This is a genomic window from Paracidovorax konjaci (assembly GCF_900112675.1).
GTDB lineage: Bacteria > Pseudomonadota > Gammaproteobacteria > Burkholderiales > Burkholderiaceae_C > Paracidovorax > Paracidovorax konjaci.
In genome coordinates this window covers 84,783-99,236 of record NZ_FOMQ01000014.1, presented here as the reverse complement: position 1 = coordinate 99,236, position 14,454 = coordinate 84,783, and the positions used below count along the sequence as shown (strand labels likewise).

At 62.8% G+C, this 14,454-nt stretch carries 13 protein-coding genes; 6 read left to right on the top strand and 7 right to left on the bottom strand.

Going from position 1 to position 14,454, the window contains the following annotated elements; genetic code table 11:
• Positions 1-123: 123 nt before the first annotated feature.
• A complete protein-coding gene (locus BM144_RS18475) occupies positions 124-1,758 on the bottom strand; it encodes a histidine kinase famiy protein (RefSeq protein WP_092955717.1) in 1,635 nt (544 codons plus the stop codon).
• A gap of 283 nt (positions 1,759-2,041) precedes the next feature.
• On the opposite strand from BM144_RS18475, the gene BM144_RS18470 reads away from it, so the two are divergent.
• From BM144_RS18470 to BM144_RS18450, 5 genes are all read left to right on the top strand, one after another.
• The gene (locus tag BM144_RS18470; RefSeq protein ID WP_092955817.1) at positions 2,042-2,641 is read left to right on the top strand and encodes a cysteine hydrolase family protein; all 600 of its coding nucleotides are present in this window, start codon (positions 2,042-2,044) and stop codon (positions 2,639-2,641) included.
• Positions 2,642-2,768: 127 nt separating this feature from the next.
• Positions 2,769-2,963, top strand: coding sequence for a DUF3606 domain-containing protein (locus BM144_RS18465; RefSeq protein WP_092955714.1), 195 nt, complete (start codon positions 2,769-2,771; stop codon positions 2,961-2,963).
• A 24-nt stretch (positions 2,964-2,987) separates the two neighbouring features.
• Positions 2,988-3,356, top strand: a complete 369-nt coding sequence (locus tag BM144_RS18460; RefSeq protein WP_245783722.1) for a hypothetical protein — start codon at positions 2,988-2,990, stop codon at positions 3,354-3,356.
• Between the two features lie 33 nt (positions 3,357-3,389).
• The gene (locus BM144_RS18455) at positions 3,390-4,226 is read left to right on the top strand and encodes a DUF2243 domain-containing protein (RefSeq protein WP_092955710.1); all 837 of its coding nucleotides are present in this window, start codon (positions 3,390-3,392) and stop codon (positions 4,224-4,226) included.
• Between the two features lie 251 nt (positions 4,227-4,477).
• Positions 4,478-5,086, top strand: coding sequence for a DUF4142 domain-containing protein (locus tag BM144_RS18450; RefSeq protein WP_092955707.1), 609 nt, complete (start codon positions 4,478-4,480; stop codon positions 5,084-5,086).
• Between the two features lie 86 nt (positions 5,087-5,172).
• Here the strand turns inward: BM144_RS18450 and BM144_RS18445 are convergent, their stop codons facing one another.
• From BM144_RS18445 to pilV, 6 genes are read right to left on the bottom strand one after another with little or no spacing between them, the layout of a single operon-like run.
• Complete coding sequence (locus BM144_RS18445) at positions 5,173-5,799, bottom strand: GspH/FimT family pseudopilin (RefSeq protein ID WP_092955704.1); 627 nt, start codon at positions 5,797-5,799, stop codon at positions 5,173-5,175.
• Positions 5,763-6,245, bottom strand: a complete 483-nt coding sequence (locus BM144_RS18440) for a type IV pilin protein (protein WP_092955701.1) — start codon at positions 6,243-6,245, stop codon at positions 5,763-5,765. Before BM144_RS18440 ends, BM144_RS18445 begins: the two co-directional genes overlap by 37 nt.
• Entirely contained in the window at positions 6,242-10,624 is a 4,383-nt protein-coding gene (locus BM144_RS18435) for a pilus assembly protein (protein ID WP_092955698.1), read from the bottom strand. The genes BM144_RS18440 and BM144_RS18435 overlap by 4 nt, the downstream gene beginning before the upstream one ends.
• Before the next feature lie 7 nt (positions 10,625-10,631).
• Positions 10,632-11,231 (bottom strand): pilus assembly PilX family protein, encoded by a 600-nt coding sequence (locus BM144_RS18430; RefSeq protein ID WP_092955695.1) that lies wholly within the window; start codon positions 11,229-11,231, stop codon positions 10,632-10,634.
• Positions 11,228-12,259, bottom strand: coding sequence for a PilW family protein (locus tag BM144_RS18425; protein WP_245783721.1), 1,032 nt, complete (start codon positions 12,257-12,259; stop codon positions 11,228-11,230). Before BM144_RS18425 ends, BM144_RS18430 begins: the two co-directional genes overlap by 4 nt.
• A 29-nt stretch (positions 12,260-12,288) precedes the next feature.
• Entirely contained in the window at positions 12,289-12,951 is a 663-nt protein-coding gene (pilV, locus tag BM144_RS18420; protein WP_092955689.1) for a type IV pilus modification protein PilV, read from the bottom strand.
• 116 nt (positions 12,952-13,067) lie between these two features.
• Here pilV and ribD point away from each other — a divergent pair, with 116 nt between their 5' ends.
• Complete coding sequence (gene ribD, locus BM144_RS18415; RefSeq protein ID WP_092955686.1) at positions 13,068-14,201, top strand: bifunctional diaminohydroxyphosphoribosylaminopyrimidine deaminase/5-amino-6-(5-phosphoribosylamino)uracil reductase RibD; 1,134 nt, start codon at positions 13,068-13,070, stop codon at positions 14,199-14,201.
• The last annotated feature ends 253 nt before the right edge of the window (positions 14,202-14,454 follow it).

The window sequence follows — 14,454 nt, the reverse complement described above, 5'->3', positions numbered from 1 at the left end:
AGAGGCTCCCGGTAGCGACACGCCGGAGGGCATGTCTTCGTGCACCTGTACGCGGCGGCCCCGCATTTGGATTGCAGGATGATGGCGGCAGGATTCACCGAACTGCCGGCTGCCCGCAGCCGCTCAGGTCCTGGTGCCCGTGGCTCCGTCCAGCACCATGCGCACACGCCTTGCCAGATCGGCAAAGCGGTAGGGCTTCTTCAGAATCTCGAATTCGGTCGGCGCGACATTGGCGAGGCTGCCCATATCGCGATCGAAGCCCGTGGTGAGCAGCACGTGGATGCCCGCCACCGTCTTGCGCATCTCGCGGGCCAGTTCATAGCCATTGAGACCACCCGGCATCACGACGTCGGTGAACAGCAGATGCGGCAGGGCGCTGGTGTCCAGGGAACGCACCAATTTGAGCGCCGCATGCGCACTGTGGGCGACATGGACCGTGTAGCCCAGCCCGTCCAGCATGGCTTTCGCGAGATCGGCCACTTCTACCCGGTCATCCACCACCAGGACGGTTTCGGTTCCGCCGCGCACATTCGGCGCCAGCGACTCCATCAATTCGGGGTTCGCACGGCCATGCACTGCCGGGAAGTACATGCGCACCGTCGTGCCCACACCCACTTCGGAGTAGATCGTGACCGCACCGCCGGATTGCTTCGCGAATCCATACACCATCGAGAGGCCGAGCCCGGTGCCTTTGCCCTCTTCCTTGGTGGTGAAGAAGGGGTCCATCACACGCGACACCATGTCGGCGGGGATGCCGGCTCCGGTGTCGGTGACCGAGATGGTTGCATAGGGGCCGGGCGGCAGGCCGGAGAACGCGTCGCCGTCCTGCGCATGCAAGTCGATGCCCCGGGTCTCGACCCGGATGCGGCCCCCGTCAGGCATGGCGTCGCGGGAATTCAACAGCAGGTTGAGGACCGCCACCTCCAGTTGCGTGGTGTCGAGCTCGCAGTTGGGAACGTCGTCGCCGAGCACGTAATCGATCTGGATCGCCTCGCCCAGGGTGCGTTCTGCGAGCGAGGCCATGCCGGTCGCCAGCGCGTTGAGGCTGACCACCCGTCCCTGCAGCTTCTGTTTCCGCGAGAAGGCCAGCAACTGCTGCGTCAGCGTCGATGCCTTGCTGACCGCATTTCGGATGCTGTCGATGGAGCGATCGATATCCTGCTGGCTGAGGCGCTGGCTGCGATTCTTCACCCGCATCACGTCCAGGTGGCCCGACATCACCTGCAGCAGGTTGTTGAAGTCGTGCGAGATACCGCCCGTGAGCTGGCCTAGAGCCTCCATTTTCTGCGCCTGGGACAACGCCTCCTCGGCGTCGCGACGGCGGCTCACGTCCAGTTGGGAGGCGAAAAAATACACCAGTTCACCGCGCGCGTTGTACACGGGGGAGATGAACAGAGCATTCCAGAACGATGAGCCGTCCTTGCGGTAATTGAGCAGTTCGAGGGAAATCTCCTTGCGCTGATCGATCGCTTCGCGCAACGCGGCAACGGTGTTGCGATCGGTGGCGGGGCCTTGGAGAAAACGGCAGTTATGCCCCAGGATTTCCTGCGGCTGGTAACCCGTCATCGTGATGAAAGCCCGGTTGCAGAACACGATCGGGTTGTCCGGCTGGCGGGGATCCGTGACCAGCATCGGCATGCGGGTCGTCTCGATGGCAGCGAAAAAGATGTCGTCCTTGTGATCGGCGACCTCATGCGGAGCACCCTCTGCGACATAGGTGCGTTTCGGGGCGGTGACGGGGGGCTTTTCGCTGCTCATCGGCCGACTATAAGGAGAAAAGGCCGGGATATCTTTTCCTCCTGCCACGGTCGCGCTGTAGGCGCAGGCGCCGTACTGCCGAGCGCGTACCGGCCTATGGCGCGTTCTCCTTCGGCAGGGGCCAGGCCTGAACAGGGGAATGGCGAACGAAGTGACGCGTCGGCTACCCCGGCGCTTCGAGGTGTGCTGGAAACAGGTGGCCGGTGGCTCTCGGCGCTTTCCTACGAGGTGGGGGCCGACCGGAAGAAATGCTCGGAAGCCCCAAGCAATGGCCTGCAGCTCTGTGTCTTCCGCCGCTACCCTCCAACGCACCCGGCTTCCGCGGAGTCGGGACGTACTTCTCCTCGTGGACGTCATCAATCCCTTGAATTTCCCGACGGCCGAGGATTTGTTGCCCGGTGCCTTGCGCGCCGCACGTGCGACTTTGCGGTTGCGGGAAAAGTTGCGGCTCCATCGCGTGCCTACGGTATATGCCAATGACAACTACGGTACCTGGCATAGCGAATTCAGCGACATCCTGAGCGCATGTGCGCAATTGCCAGGACGGCGTGGAGAACTCGCCCGGCTGATGGCGCCCCAGCAAAGCGATCTGACCTTGCTGAAGCCATGTCATTCGGCCTTCCAGTCCACGCCGCTGCTGCACCTGCTTCGGCAGATGGGCACGCGGCGCATCATCGTCGCCGGGCTGGCTGCCGACATGTGCGTGATGCTGAGCGCCACCGACGCCAGGATGCTCGGCTACGACGTATGGGTGCCTTCGGATTGCACCGCTGCGGAAAGCCCTTCGCGCAAACGCAACGCGATGCAGCAGTTGGCTCAGGTATTCAAATGCGATACCCGTCCGGGAACGTCGGCCATTGCAATGAAAGCCCAGGCCTTCTGAGGCGCCATTGCCCGTAAAGATGCGTTGACACATCGCACCGCAGCGGCAGCACTTGTCCTACGCCGCCTGCCGACCGCGATTTCCTAGCATGGGTCATCGTTTTCAATCGGCGCAGGAGGCTGGCGGTATGGCAGACGACAAGACAAAGGCAGGCGGTGCCGATCGGCGCCTCATCAATCTTTCGGAAGACTACGAGGTGCGGGACTGGGCCTCGGTTTTGAACTGCGACGAATTCGAGTTGCGCAGGGCCGTCGAGGCGGTCGGCAATTCGGCGGAGGCGGTGCGCAACTACCTTGAGCAGCGGCGCCAGCAGTCGCATTGATGTGCTGAACAGGCAGGAGAACTTATGAAATCGGACAAGGTTTCTACTGAACAGGATCGCCAGCGCGATACCGGTCATTTCGACCAATACGGCATGCGCAACGACCCAAGGGACACGGCCACGCCGGCCGGCGGTGAAAACCCTGCTACCGGTGATGGCGGGCGGCGGTTCGGTGCGGGCGGTGACGAAAGCAGCTACGGCAATCGGGAGCGCCACAGGACGGGTGACCAGCATTCGGACCATCTCCAGACGGGGCCCCTGGCGTCGGTGGATGCCTCGGGTTCCGCGCGGGCCCTCGGGCTTGAATATGGAGGAGACCAGCCCACCGGGCCTAAGCCATCGTCTCGCCAAGGCGCGGCACTGATCGGCGAGACGGACGACCGCAAGCGGTAAGCGGTGGCGGACTCCTCCACCTTGGGCAGGCCCATGCCGCCCGACAACAACGCGGGAAAGGCACTGGCCTGGGCCGGAGGATTTCTTGGGTTCGGTTTCGGTGGATTCTTCGATGGCATCCTGCTTCACCAGGTGCTGCAATGGCACCACCTTCTGAGCGGCCTGCGCTCTCCCGCATTGCAGGACATACGGATGCAGATCCTGGCGGATGGCGTATTCCATGCGTTGATGTACGCCATCGCAGCGGTTGGGCTCTGGAAGCTCTGGAAGTCGCGCCGCTTCTTTGCCCTTTCAGGGGGCGGGCGCTGTCTCTGGGGATTTTTTCTACTGGGTTTCGGCCTGTGGCATCTGGTGGACGCTGTTTTCTCTCATTGGCTGCTGGGGTTGCACCGCATTCGCGATGCATCGGCAATGCCCTTGGCATGGGATGCCACGTGGCTGGTGCTGTTTGGGTTGTTGCCGATGTGGATCGGCTGGCAACGCCGCCATGGGCCCGCAGGAGGAGATCCTCCGGAGGGCGGTCCGGGTTCTGGGGCGGAGGGCCATCGCGGCGCGGGGTATGGCCGCGTAGCGGCTGTCGCCTTGGTCGTGGGTGGCGCTGCTTTGTTATCGCTGCAACCCGCAGGCCGTGAGAGCGGGGAGGTGGTTGTGCTGTTCAGGCCTGGAATCTCCGCTGCATCGGCCATGGACCGGCTGGCGGCCGTGGATGCGCGTGTCGTCTGGGCGGATCGTTCCGGGGCCCTCTGGGCTGTTCGCATGGATGATGCTGGAAGGGCCGGCCAACTGTACGCACGGGGAGCCATGCTGGTGAGCACCTCCCGTGTGAGCCTGGGATGCCTGTCCTGGATGGCTGCGGGATCCCAGGGCTGAGATGAGAGCCCTGCTTCGGATCCCAACCAGGGTCTGCAGCCAATTCGCGATGCACCACTGCGGATGACCTCCATTGATTTGCAGCGGCAAAAAATTCAAATCGCTTGTCCGTAGCCAGGAGAGCACCCCGTTTGCCTGGGACGCAGAAGGGTGGGGCCACAGGAATACGTTTTGCCCTTGAACGATAGAGTTCCGTGGCGGCGTCACCTCGTTGGCACCCCGCGGTTTTTCACCACCATCGGAGGAAAGTCATGAACCATCGTCATTTGCTGCTGTCTGCTGTTGCAGTGGGCTGTGCGCTCCATATTGCCGGGGCATCCGCGCAAACGGGAGCCGGCGCGGCCAGGCCGGCGGAGAATGCGGCCAGCCAGGCTGCTGCATCGCGGCTGTCAAAAGCCGAAACTTCTTTCTTGAAGGACGCGGCTCACAACGGCCATGCCGAAGTCAAGAGCAGTCAACTCGCGCTGCAAAAAGCACAAAACCCCAAGACTCGCGCATTTGCACAGCAGATGGTGGATGAGCACACCAAGGTGAACCAGGAACTGGCAGCCTTGGCCGCCTCGAAAAATGTGCGTGTACCGGACGGCCCCTCGATGGTGCAAGAGGCCAAGCTCAAGCTGCTGAACGCAGCCGATGGTGCCGATTTCGACAAGCGCTATGCGGAGACCATGGGCCTGCAGGCACACAAGGACACCATCGCGCTTTTCGAGAAAGGCGTGCGCAACGCCCGTGATCCGGAGGTCAAGGCATTTGCAGAAAAGACGCTACCCTCACTGAAGCACCACCTCGAGATGGCGCAGCAACTGGCGCCCGACGTGGGGGTGACGGCAGAGAAAACGGAGAAGTCGCGCAAGCCGTGACCGTGCGCGGGAAATGCCGCTCCCGCCGCAGCGACATTCCCATTGATCCTGGCTGCAGGAATTGCGTCCAGCGCCCCAGGTATCGATCAGCTGTCTGTGGCTGGGCAGGTGGCGTCAGAACTGCTGGCAGGCTTGCAGGTGCTGATTCTACCGGTGATGCCAATCTTGATTCTTCGGGTCTCAGCGATCTGGCTGGCGCCCGAGAGATCGGAGCGGGAGAGATTGATGGTCATATTCGAGAAGCTTCCGTCTTTCGGGCGAGCGTACCCTGAACTGTCGAACATGACATAGGCGGGAGACTCATTGGCCGTCCCATTGGCGGACACCGTGATGAAGCCGGGCAGCGCGGGTTGCTCCAACACGGTGAAGTCATTGCCCGCTTCATACGCCTGGGATCTGTCGATATCCACAAAGACCACCCAGCCGGTAGCCCACTGATTGCCATTGCCATTGCTCGTGGGGACGACGAACGTGTTCTTGCCCCGTTTCATCGCTTCGGCGCGGGCCGCATTGAGCGCGCCGACCAACGAGTTGGTTGCGGAGGTCAGCTGTGAGTTTCTCTGGAACTGAGAGAGATTGGGCGCTGCGAGGGTCAGCAATATCGCCGCAATGCCGAGCGTGACCATCAGCTCGATGAGCGTGAAGCCGCGAGCGCGAAACCGGCGTGCGATTCCGGTCATGGCCAGCACAGTTGTTTTTTGTTGCCGGTGCATGTTTTCTGCCCGAAGCTGTTCAGTTGAAGTGTTCCTACATCGGAGTCTGTCTTGGTGGGCACGGCCTCTACCAGCACGCAGGTCTTCATGTCCACCGCGGTGTTGTTGATGGTGCACTCCTTGGCCGACAGCCAGTAAGCCGTGGAACTGCGCGTATCGCCGGAAAACACCTTGAACGGCACGTCCGTCGAGGTGCCGCCAGCACACGTGGTTGCACTGAGGGTGCCGGTGGTATTGGTGAACTTCAGGTAGCAATTGTTCTGGGTCATGTACCGCTCTTGCTGTTGCAGCAGTTCGGCCAGGGCCGTACGCCCCTGGGCCCGTCGCCCTTTAAGGATGGAGTCGGTGTAGGCAGGATACGCAACGGCAGCAAGCAGGCCGATGATGGCCACCACGATCATCAGTTCGATCAGGCTGAAGCCCTGGCTGTTCTTGATGTGTTTCATGGTGTGTTCTTCAAATCCTGGTAGTTGTGGATCTGGCGCCAGCTGAGCCGCCCGATGATCTCCGTAATGGTCACTTCCCCACCGGCAGCCACGCTGCTCTGGCCGATATTGATGCGTTTCTGCGTGGTCGTACGAATCCGCTGTCCCGCACTGTCGAAAGCGCTCAGCGTTTGCTGCGATTCATTTTCGATCAGCAATCCCGGCCCCAACAGTCCCACCTGGGAGGGAACGTAGGTTCCGGCCCCTGTACCCACATTGATGGTGTAGCTGTTGCCGCCACCGCCCGTGTTGCTGCAAACCCCCTGGTTCCCGGAGGCACCGGGAATGATGGTGTTGAAAGATGCGATCAAATTGCCGCGGTTGCTGATGGCGCTGACGAGTTTTTCGCCGGTGCCGACGAAATCCACGTACCAGCCAGAGCGTGGATTGGCCGTGTCGCTGTCGCTCGTCGCCTTGCCCCAGGTGAAGGCGGGGACGGTGACGGTCTTGGCGGTCGTGTCGATGGAACCCTGCTTGAGCCGCGCCCTGCTGGCAATGGCCCCCGTGTTGCTGACCGATCCGGTGCTCCCGTCGTCGTAGAGCGCGTAGATCGTATTCACCTGCGTGGAGGTGGTGTCTGCCGTTTCCAGGAACTTGCCCGTACCGACCATGACATAGAAAGTCTCCAACCCTTGAACCAGCGGGCCGGTGAACAGGGCAGGCGCCGCCGTGATCGGCTGAACGTTGCCGCCCGATGTCTTGGCAATGAACAAGGGCGCCGGGAGGCCGCCGTTACGGTAAGCAGAAAGGTTGGCTGTCGTCCAGTTGCTGGCCGCCACGCCGCTGAAGTTCAGCTTCCACACCCGGCCATGCAGGTCACCGACGTAGATGTTGGTGACTTCGGCATTGGCTCCGAACAGGGCGCTGAAATTGATGGCGCCCGTGGGTGCCGTTGCACTCAGGGCCGCATTGGCCGGCAGGGAGACTTTGTAGTAATTCGTGCCCAATGCCCAGGCATCGCCCACAGGCTTGTCCAGGGCCAGCAGGAACAATGCCGGATTGCCGTCGCCATAGTTGCCGGCACTGTCCGCCTTGACGTAGTTGTTCACACCACTCGCGACCACTGCGAACCAGCGGTAGACGGGAGTCCCGGTGGTGTTGGTGCGCAGTTTCAGGATCTGGGGTTGCCCCACGACATAGCCCATGTCGGCATCATCGTTCTGGGTGAACTCCCACATCACCTTGCTCGCGTCGAAGCTTCCAGGGTCGGATACGTCCAGTGCGAAGACCCCTTGGCCTCCTGCACCCGTCCCTGAAACCAGCACCGTCTTCCAGTCTGTCGCCGTGCCATTCGACGCCACCTGCGCTTCCCGGATCACGGGAGAGGCATCGACATAGCTCTGGTGGTTGTTGGCGTAATTGGTGCTGGTCAGCGCGGAGAGCTTGGGGCCCATCCAGCTCGGGATATAGGCAAACAGCTCATTGCCATTTGCCGCATTGAAGCTGTGCAGCATGCCGTCGTTGGCACCCACGAACACGGCCTTCGTGCGGTTGGCGTTGGCGCTGACAAACGCGGTGTAGCCTGCGCCGGAGAAGGCCGCGGACGGAGCGCCCGAATAGACCACTGCCGAGTTGACTATATCTCCCAGCAGCGAGCTTCTCACGCGGAACGGGTTGCCTTCGCGAGAGCGATCTCCCCGCAGGAAATCCAGCCGCGTCTGCCCCCGGGAGTCGGCGGCAGAACTGGGTGTCTCCTTGTTCAGCTGTCCTTGCAAGGTGCTGCCGATGGTCGCCCACGTGAAGCTCACGGCTTTCGGGTTGGCCGTGCTGGAGGGATCGCCCACGAAGATATTGCGGTTGGTGGCTGGCGCGGTCATGGTGGCGAGCCGGTCTGCCGCACTCCATGAACTGGCGCCGACCGTGACCGTGCCGCTGCTGTCCACGGACAGCGGCTCTGCCACGACATCGCCACTCCAGTTGCTGGTGTCGAATCTTGCAGAGAAGAGGGCCGTCGGAGAGCTGGTGCTGATGCGTGGCGAAGCCGCGCTGGCCCCGGCAATGCTCCGGGCGGAGGTCGCTGCCCGGCTGAAAATGTCATTGAAGGCATTCAGCACACCGCGGGCACTGCTTTGCAGGTAGTAGGTGCTGGCTTCGCCCGGATCGCTGGTCTTCTGCCAGACGTTGTTGTTGTTGGTGCCTGTCTGGTCCTTGAATGGATTGCCCTGGACGTTGTAAGGCTTGGATCCTGGATTGGACGGGTCGCTTTCGAAACCGCCGTACTTTGCGGCCATGAAGAACTGGTTGGCGTTTCGCCGCGTGTTGGCGTTGTTCTGGTCGCCGTACTCATTCACGTCGAAGAGGAACGTCTTCACGCGCAGACCCGGGCGTTGCTTGGCCGGGCCGCCAGTGCCTGTCCAGCCTGTTCCACGGATGTCATGGGTGTGGGCCCAGTAGGCCGAGCCCATGATCTGGCTGGTGCCCGAGGCCGAAGGCACGCTGTTGTTGGTGCCGTTGAAATTGGAGACCGATCGCGTGGCACCGCTTCCATCCACATAGGTGACGGAGGTCTGGTTCTTCTCGAAAGCCTGAACCACTCCTCGCCATGCATTGATGTCGATGATGTTGTTCGTGGCGCTGGGGGTGGGCAGCCTGTTCCCGTCGTGGGTATTGATGTCGCCGATCACCACGATGTTGCTTTTGAGGCACGAGTAATCCGCGGTGGCAGAGCGGCTTCCGCCGTAGGGATCGTTCCAGGTGGCGTACACCGGGTACCCGTCGTACATCGATGTCGACATGTTGCTCACGGCATCCAAGCTGGGAGCCAGGCCTTGCAGATAGCGAAGCGTTTCGTAATGCAGCTCTCCGACGGGGTCGTAAGTTTTGTACCGGCCCTGAATAGGGCCTGTGCGCCCGAACTTGTTCAGATAGTTGATCACCCCGCTGATCCCGAAATTGAGTTCGGCGGTGCTGTTGGTGTAGTTGTCCGGGTTGGTGACGAAAACACCGGTGGTCGCATTCCATTCGGCCGCGCTGTTCCCGCCGGTGGGCGTGTTGTCCTGGCCGCGCTCATCGTAGGTCTTCGTGCCGACGTACTTCATCGGGGCGCGCAATACACCGCCATAGCGGCCATTGTTGTAGCTGGCCGTCGGGTCCATCAGATAGCCAAAGGCTGCCAATCTCAATTGGTCGCTGTACTTCTGGATCACCCCGGTGGGTTTGTAGTTGCCGCTGGGATACTGACGGCAGAGGTTGTAATCGCGGGAATCGTTCAGCGTGCTTCCGGTCGAGTCGCAGACCTGGACGCGGGAATAGAAAAATCCGTCGCTGTTCAGCGAGGACGACTGGGGTGGCCTCCAGGTGCCGGTGTAATTGACGTAGTAGACCTTTTTGCCCACGCCCGGGGCAGGATCGCCCAGTACGGAGTTGCACCCGCTCGGGCACTTCAGCCCTTCGCTGGCGGCCACTACCGCCCACTTGTTGTTGACGCCGTACCAGACCTCCTTGATGCCGGTGAAGGTGCAGGTGCCGGTTTCGCCGTTGATGCACTGGAATGCCCCGTTCGGAAGCGAAGTGCCCGAGCGGACGGGGGTTTCCATGACATTGGCGCCCGCAGGGCCGCCCAATGTGTAGTTCGCGGGGCCGGAGCCGCAGTCACCGGTTCGGGACGTACCGAAATACACACGGTTCAGCGTGTTGGCGACCCAGATGTCGTTGCCATTGGCTGCCGTCACCATCCGCGTGGGAACGGCGCCCCAGTAGGTGCCTGCGCCGCCGCCATCCTTGGGCAGTTGCTTGGCCGGGAAGTTGGTGGTGTTCCACATGCAGACAGGATCGCCGTTCGGAATGACGGCGCGCTGCAGGATGGTGAGGCCATCGGTGTCGATGTATCTGTCGCCACCCGACAGGGCCAGCCGCAACATGTCGATGGCGGAGCTGGTGGCCCAGTTCAAGAAGTTGCCGCTGAACGCATTGGAGCACTTCCGGTTCGTGGCGGCGCCTGAACGCACGAAGCGTTTGTAATCCGATTGCGTGAAGCCTGACGGAATGGTTTCCGTGGGGCTGTCGTTGTAGTTGTAGCAGGCCTCCGCGTCGTAATAGCCGAGGTATTCGGTAGCGTTCGAGTAGGTGTTGTCTATGTTTCCGCTGGGCGTGTATTGCGCGCCTACGGTTGGATATTCCACCGAAAGCGCCAAGGCCATGGTGGGCTTGTCCGCCGTGGAATTGGCGTACAGCGGCTCTGTCGACAGCGGCAATACGGGAATGCTCGGCGCCGTGGGGCCCACGCCGAATGCCAGAAACGAAATGGCGGCGACCGGTGCGCCCAAGATCACCGCCCAGGTGCTTGCACGATGCAGGGGCCTGGGGATGCGCTTCATCAAAGAGTGCAGTGACATGAACATGATCGGCTCAGTTTCTGTAAATCATTTGCAGCATCGTCTGCGTGTCCGGGTTGGGACCGAACCCCATGACCGTCACGCGGTAGATGTACCGCATGTTTTCCGGACCTTCGGTGCGCGAATAGGAAGGGTCCGGGATGGGTTCGATGATGTAACGCGGTGGTTTGGCCGGTTGGATGCCTGCGCTGCCGGAGGGGAACGTGCGTTCCGTGAAGGTCCCGAAGGGCGTGGTCGATGCGCTGTTGCCGGTGGCCTCGAAGTCCACCGTCAGCCAGGCCGGCTTGGTTGCCGGGTTGTACGCGCACAGCCCTCTGGAGTTGCCGGAGTTGCCGCAGCCGGAAATGAATTTCGAGACGTCGGTCGCCTTGAGCTTGAATATCGAATCGCGTTTGCTGCCGGACGACGCAGGCAGGCCCAGGATGTCGAATTCGGCGTCCAGCAGGCCCGCCTCGGTGGCTTGCCAGGCAATCTGCTTGTCTCTGTCGCTGCGGGTCGCGCGCTCGGCCAGCGTCGCGATCTGGATGCCTCCGACGCCCACGATGGACACCACGATCAGGATCAGCATGACGATGATCAGGGAGGCGCCCCTGGCTTTGCTTTGGTTCGTCATCCGCGTTTCTCCACCTGTGCATTCCGCAAGTGAATCGTGAAGGTCACCGTCTGGCGCAACCGGCCGTCCGCTGGGCCTGAGGCCGCGGTGCCAGGGTCCGCCGCCACCGCAAACGCGGAACCCGCCGCTGCGGATGCCGTGGCCGCGGCCGTTCCCAGCGGGTACAGCGTTCGGCTGGTGTTGTCCACGGCAGAACCCGGAGGGCCCCTCAGCACCATGCCGATGCGGATGCTGCGAACCTGGCGCCAATTCGCCTTGGTGGCGGCATCGTTGCCGCTGACCGTGAGCTGGTCGGCCCGCAGATAGCGCTCCGGAACCGAGTCCACCGACGCTGCTGCGATGGCCGCGGTATTGCCGGGACCGATGCCGTCAACGCCGTAGAGAACCTGGAAGTTCTCCACGCCACGGATCAGGGGTTGGGCATCGAACGGCGCCGCACCGGTGTCAGAGCGGGAACACATCAGTGAGAGATCACCGTCGCTCCCAGTGGCCACATGCAGGATGCTCACCATGCGGTCGTTCCGATCGGTGGGCAAGGCTGTGCCCGTTCTGCCGTAGCAATCGATGACCGCCTTGTCGGACTCAGGGGACGATGCCGTCGACCAGGGCGCCGCGGCGACTTGAAAGCGCAAAACAAGAATGTCGCTGCCATAGCCGGCTGCGCCGCTGCTCCAGGCAGTGCCTTCGTCCCAGGCATTGCTCCCTGTTCGCGATCTGTTGTTGAGTCCAAAGACGTTGGGATCGGGATCGGCGGCCAGCCCCGTGGTGTTGGGGGGGGCAACCGTGGCGGCAAATTGGATGTCCCTATAGCCCGCCTGCACGCCGAGCCGCTGGATCAATTCAATGGCAAACCGTGCGTTGTCACGCAATTGCGATTCCGCATCCACGCTGGTGAAGCCTTGGCGGGAAATGATCAATGCGGCGATGGCGGCCAGCGCCACGAACGTGCTGATGGTCATCGCCACCATCAGTTCGATCAAAGTCAGACCGCGCTGGCGGATCGGCAGGGTGAGCCGCTGAGATGCCATGCGCGGCCCTCGGGATGAATGGGAGAAGGTCATACGTCGCCTTGCGAATTTCCACTGCTCACGGGAAAAATGAGGGAGGGCACGGAACCCGAGTCGGTCGCTGTTTCAAAAAGCGCCGTGCCGCTGTCTCCGCTGCGGTTGGTGGTACTGCGGGTCCAGCCGAGCTTGATCACAGCGATTCCATCGGTGCTGTTGGTGCAGGTCCATTGGCCCTTGCCGGTGCTGCTGTAGGGAGCGCTGTCGAAACACACCACCACGCGTGCTCCCGGAAGTTCTGCACGCAACCGGGCCAGCCATTCGGTCATCTCCGCCGAGGCCACCGCGGCTGCGCTGGTGCAGCCATTGGTGGCATTGGAGACCGACAGGCAATATTCAGTGGGTGCCGTCGCCATGGTTCCGGATAGATTGACCAGATACGGGTTGTCCGCCGTTGCGGTCTTGGCACCCACCGCCTTGTTGCCCCGTATCATTTCGGCCAGTTCCCTGGCGAGGTTCGCGGCCTGTGCCTGCATGCGGGCGTCACGGTTGGCCTGGATGGCATACGCCTGCAACCCCACCACTCCCAGCATCCCGAAGGACAGCACCACGATGGCCACCAGCACTTCGATCAGCGAAAAGCCCTGTGCCTTGCCAAAGGCACCGGCACGGAGCGTGCGGGGCGAAGGGTTATGCGGGGTGCTACGACGTTTCATGCCGAAGATGTTACGAAAAATTGCTTACCCAAGGGGGGGCGGTTTCGACCGTTTGCGCCGCCGGTCTGACCGTTCACTCCATCCGGGCCGGCCGATGGATGGGTTTTCCGGGGGCAATGGCCGTGGCTGCTGATGTTCCCAGCCCTTCCGGATGGATGGAACTCGCGCTGCAAAAAGCGGCAGAGGGTCTTTTCCGGACGTCGCCCAACCCCCGGGTGGGATGCGTGATCGCCAGCGCAGAAGGCGAGGTTCTGGGCACGGGCAGTACCCAGCGTGCGGGCGAGGCCCATGCGGAAATCATGGCGCTGCGGGATGCCCAGGCCCGGGGGCATTCCACCCAGGGGGCCATTGCGTACGTCACGCTGGAGCCCTGCTCCCACCAGGGGCGGACGGGGCCCTGTTGCGATGCGCTGGCAGCGGCCGGCATCGCCAAGGTGGTCGCCTCCCTGCCCGATCCCAACCCGCTGGTGGGCGGGCGGGGTTTCGAGCGCCTGCGCGCCGCAGGCGTTGCCGTGGAGGTGGGGCCGGGCGCAGCCGCCGCAAAGGCCTTGAACCTGGGTTTCCTGAGCCGCATGGTGCGCGGGTCTCCCTGGGTACGGCTCAAGGTGGCGGCTTCGATCGACGGCATCACGGCACTGCCCAACGGCGTGAGCCAATGGATCACCGGCGAGCCGGCGCGCAGGGACGTGCACGCCTGGAGAGCCCGGGCCTGCGCCATCCTGACCGGCGTGGGGACGATCCTTGCCGACGATCCGCGCATGGACGTGCGCGGCATCGACACGCCCCGGCAGCCCTGGGTCGCCATCGTGGACAGCCGTTTGCGCACGCCGCCCGAAGCCGCGGTGCTGCAGGCCCAGGCCCGCGATGTGGTGGTCTATGCCGCACAGCCGCACGCATCCCGGGAGGCCGCATTGGCGGCGCACGGCGCTACCGTGGTCTACCTGCCGGACAGCACCGGAAACCGGGTGGACCTGGGCGCCGTGCTGCGGGATCTGGCGCGCCGCGGCGCCAACGAACTGCATGTGGAGGCCGGCGCCGAACTCAACGGTGCGCTGGTCACGGCGGGGCTGGTCGATGAACTGCTGCTGTACCAGGCACCACGGCTGCTGGGCGCCGGGCGCGGCATCAGCCAGTTCGGCCCGCTCGAATCGCTGGCCGACGGCCTGGAGCTGCAGGTTCTATCGCTCGACCGCGTGGGGGAGGACATCCGCCTGCTGGCCCAAGTGCGCGGCCGTGCGGATTTCGTGTAACGCCTGCCGACGACGCGCCGCTCACGTTGGAGGCACGGCCACACCCCATCCGGATTGCGTCGATCCCGCCCCTTCTGCGTTCTGGTTTCCCGGCAGTGGGCGGGCCATGGACGTGCACAAAACAAAAGACGCCCTGGCGGCGTCTGTTGGTTCAAGGCTGGCGGAGACTGTGAGAGCCGTAGGATGAGGAAATACGGGCCTTGGAGCGATTTTCTTGGTATCTATGGGCCCACCTATGGGCCAACGGATTTAG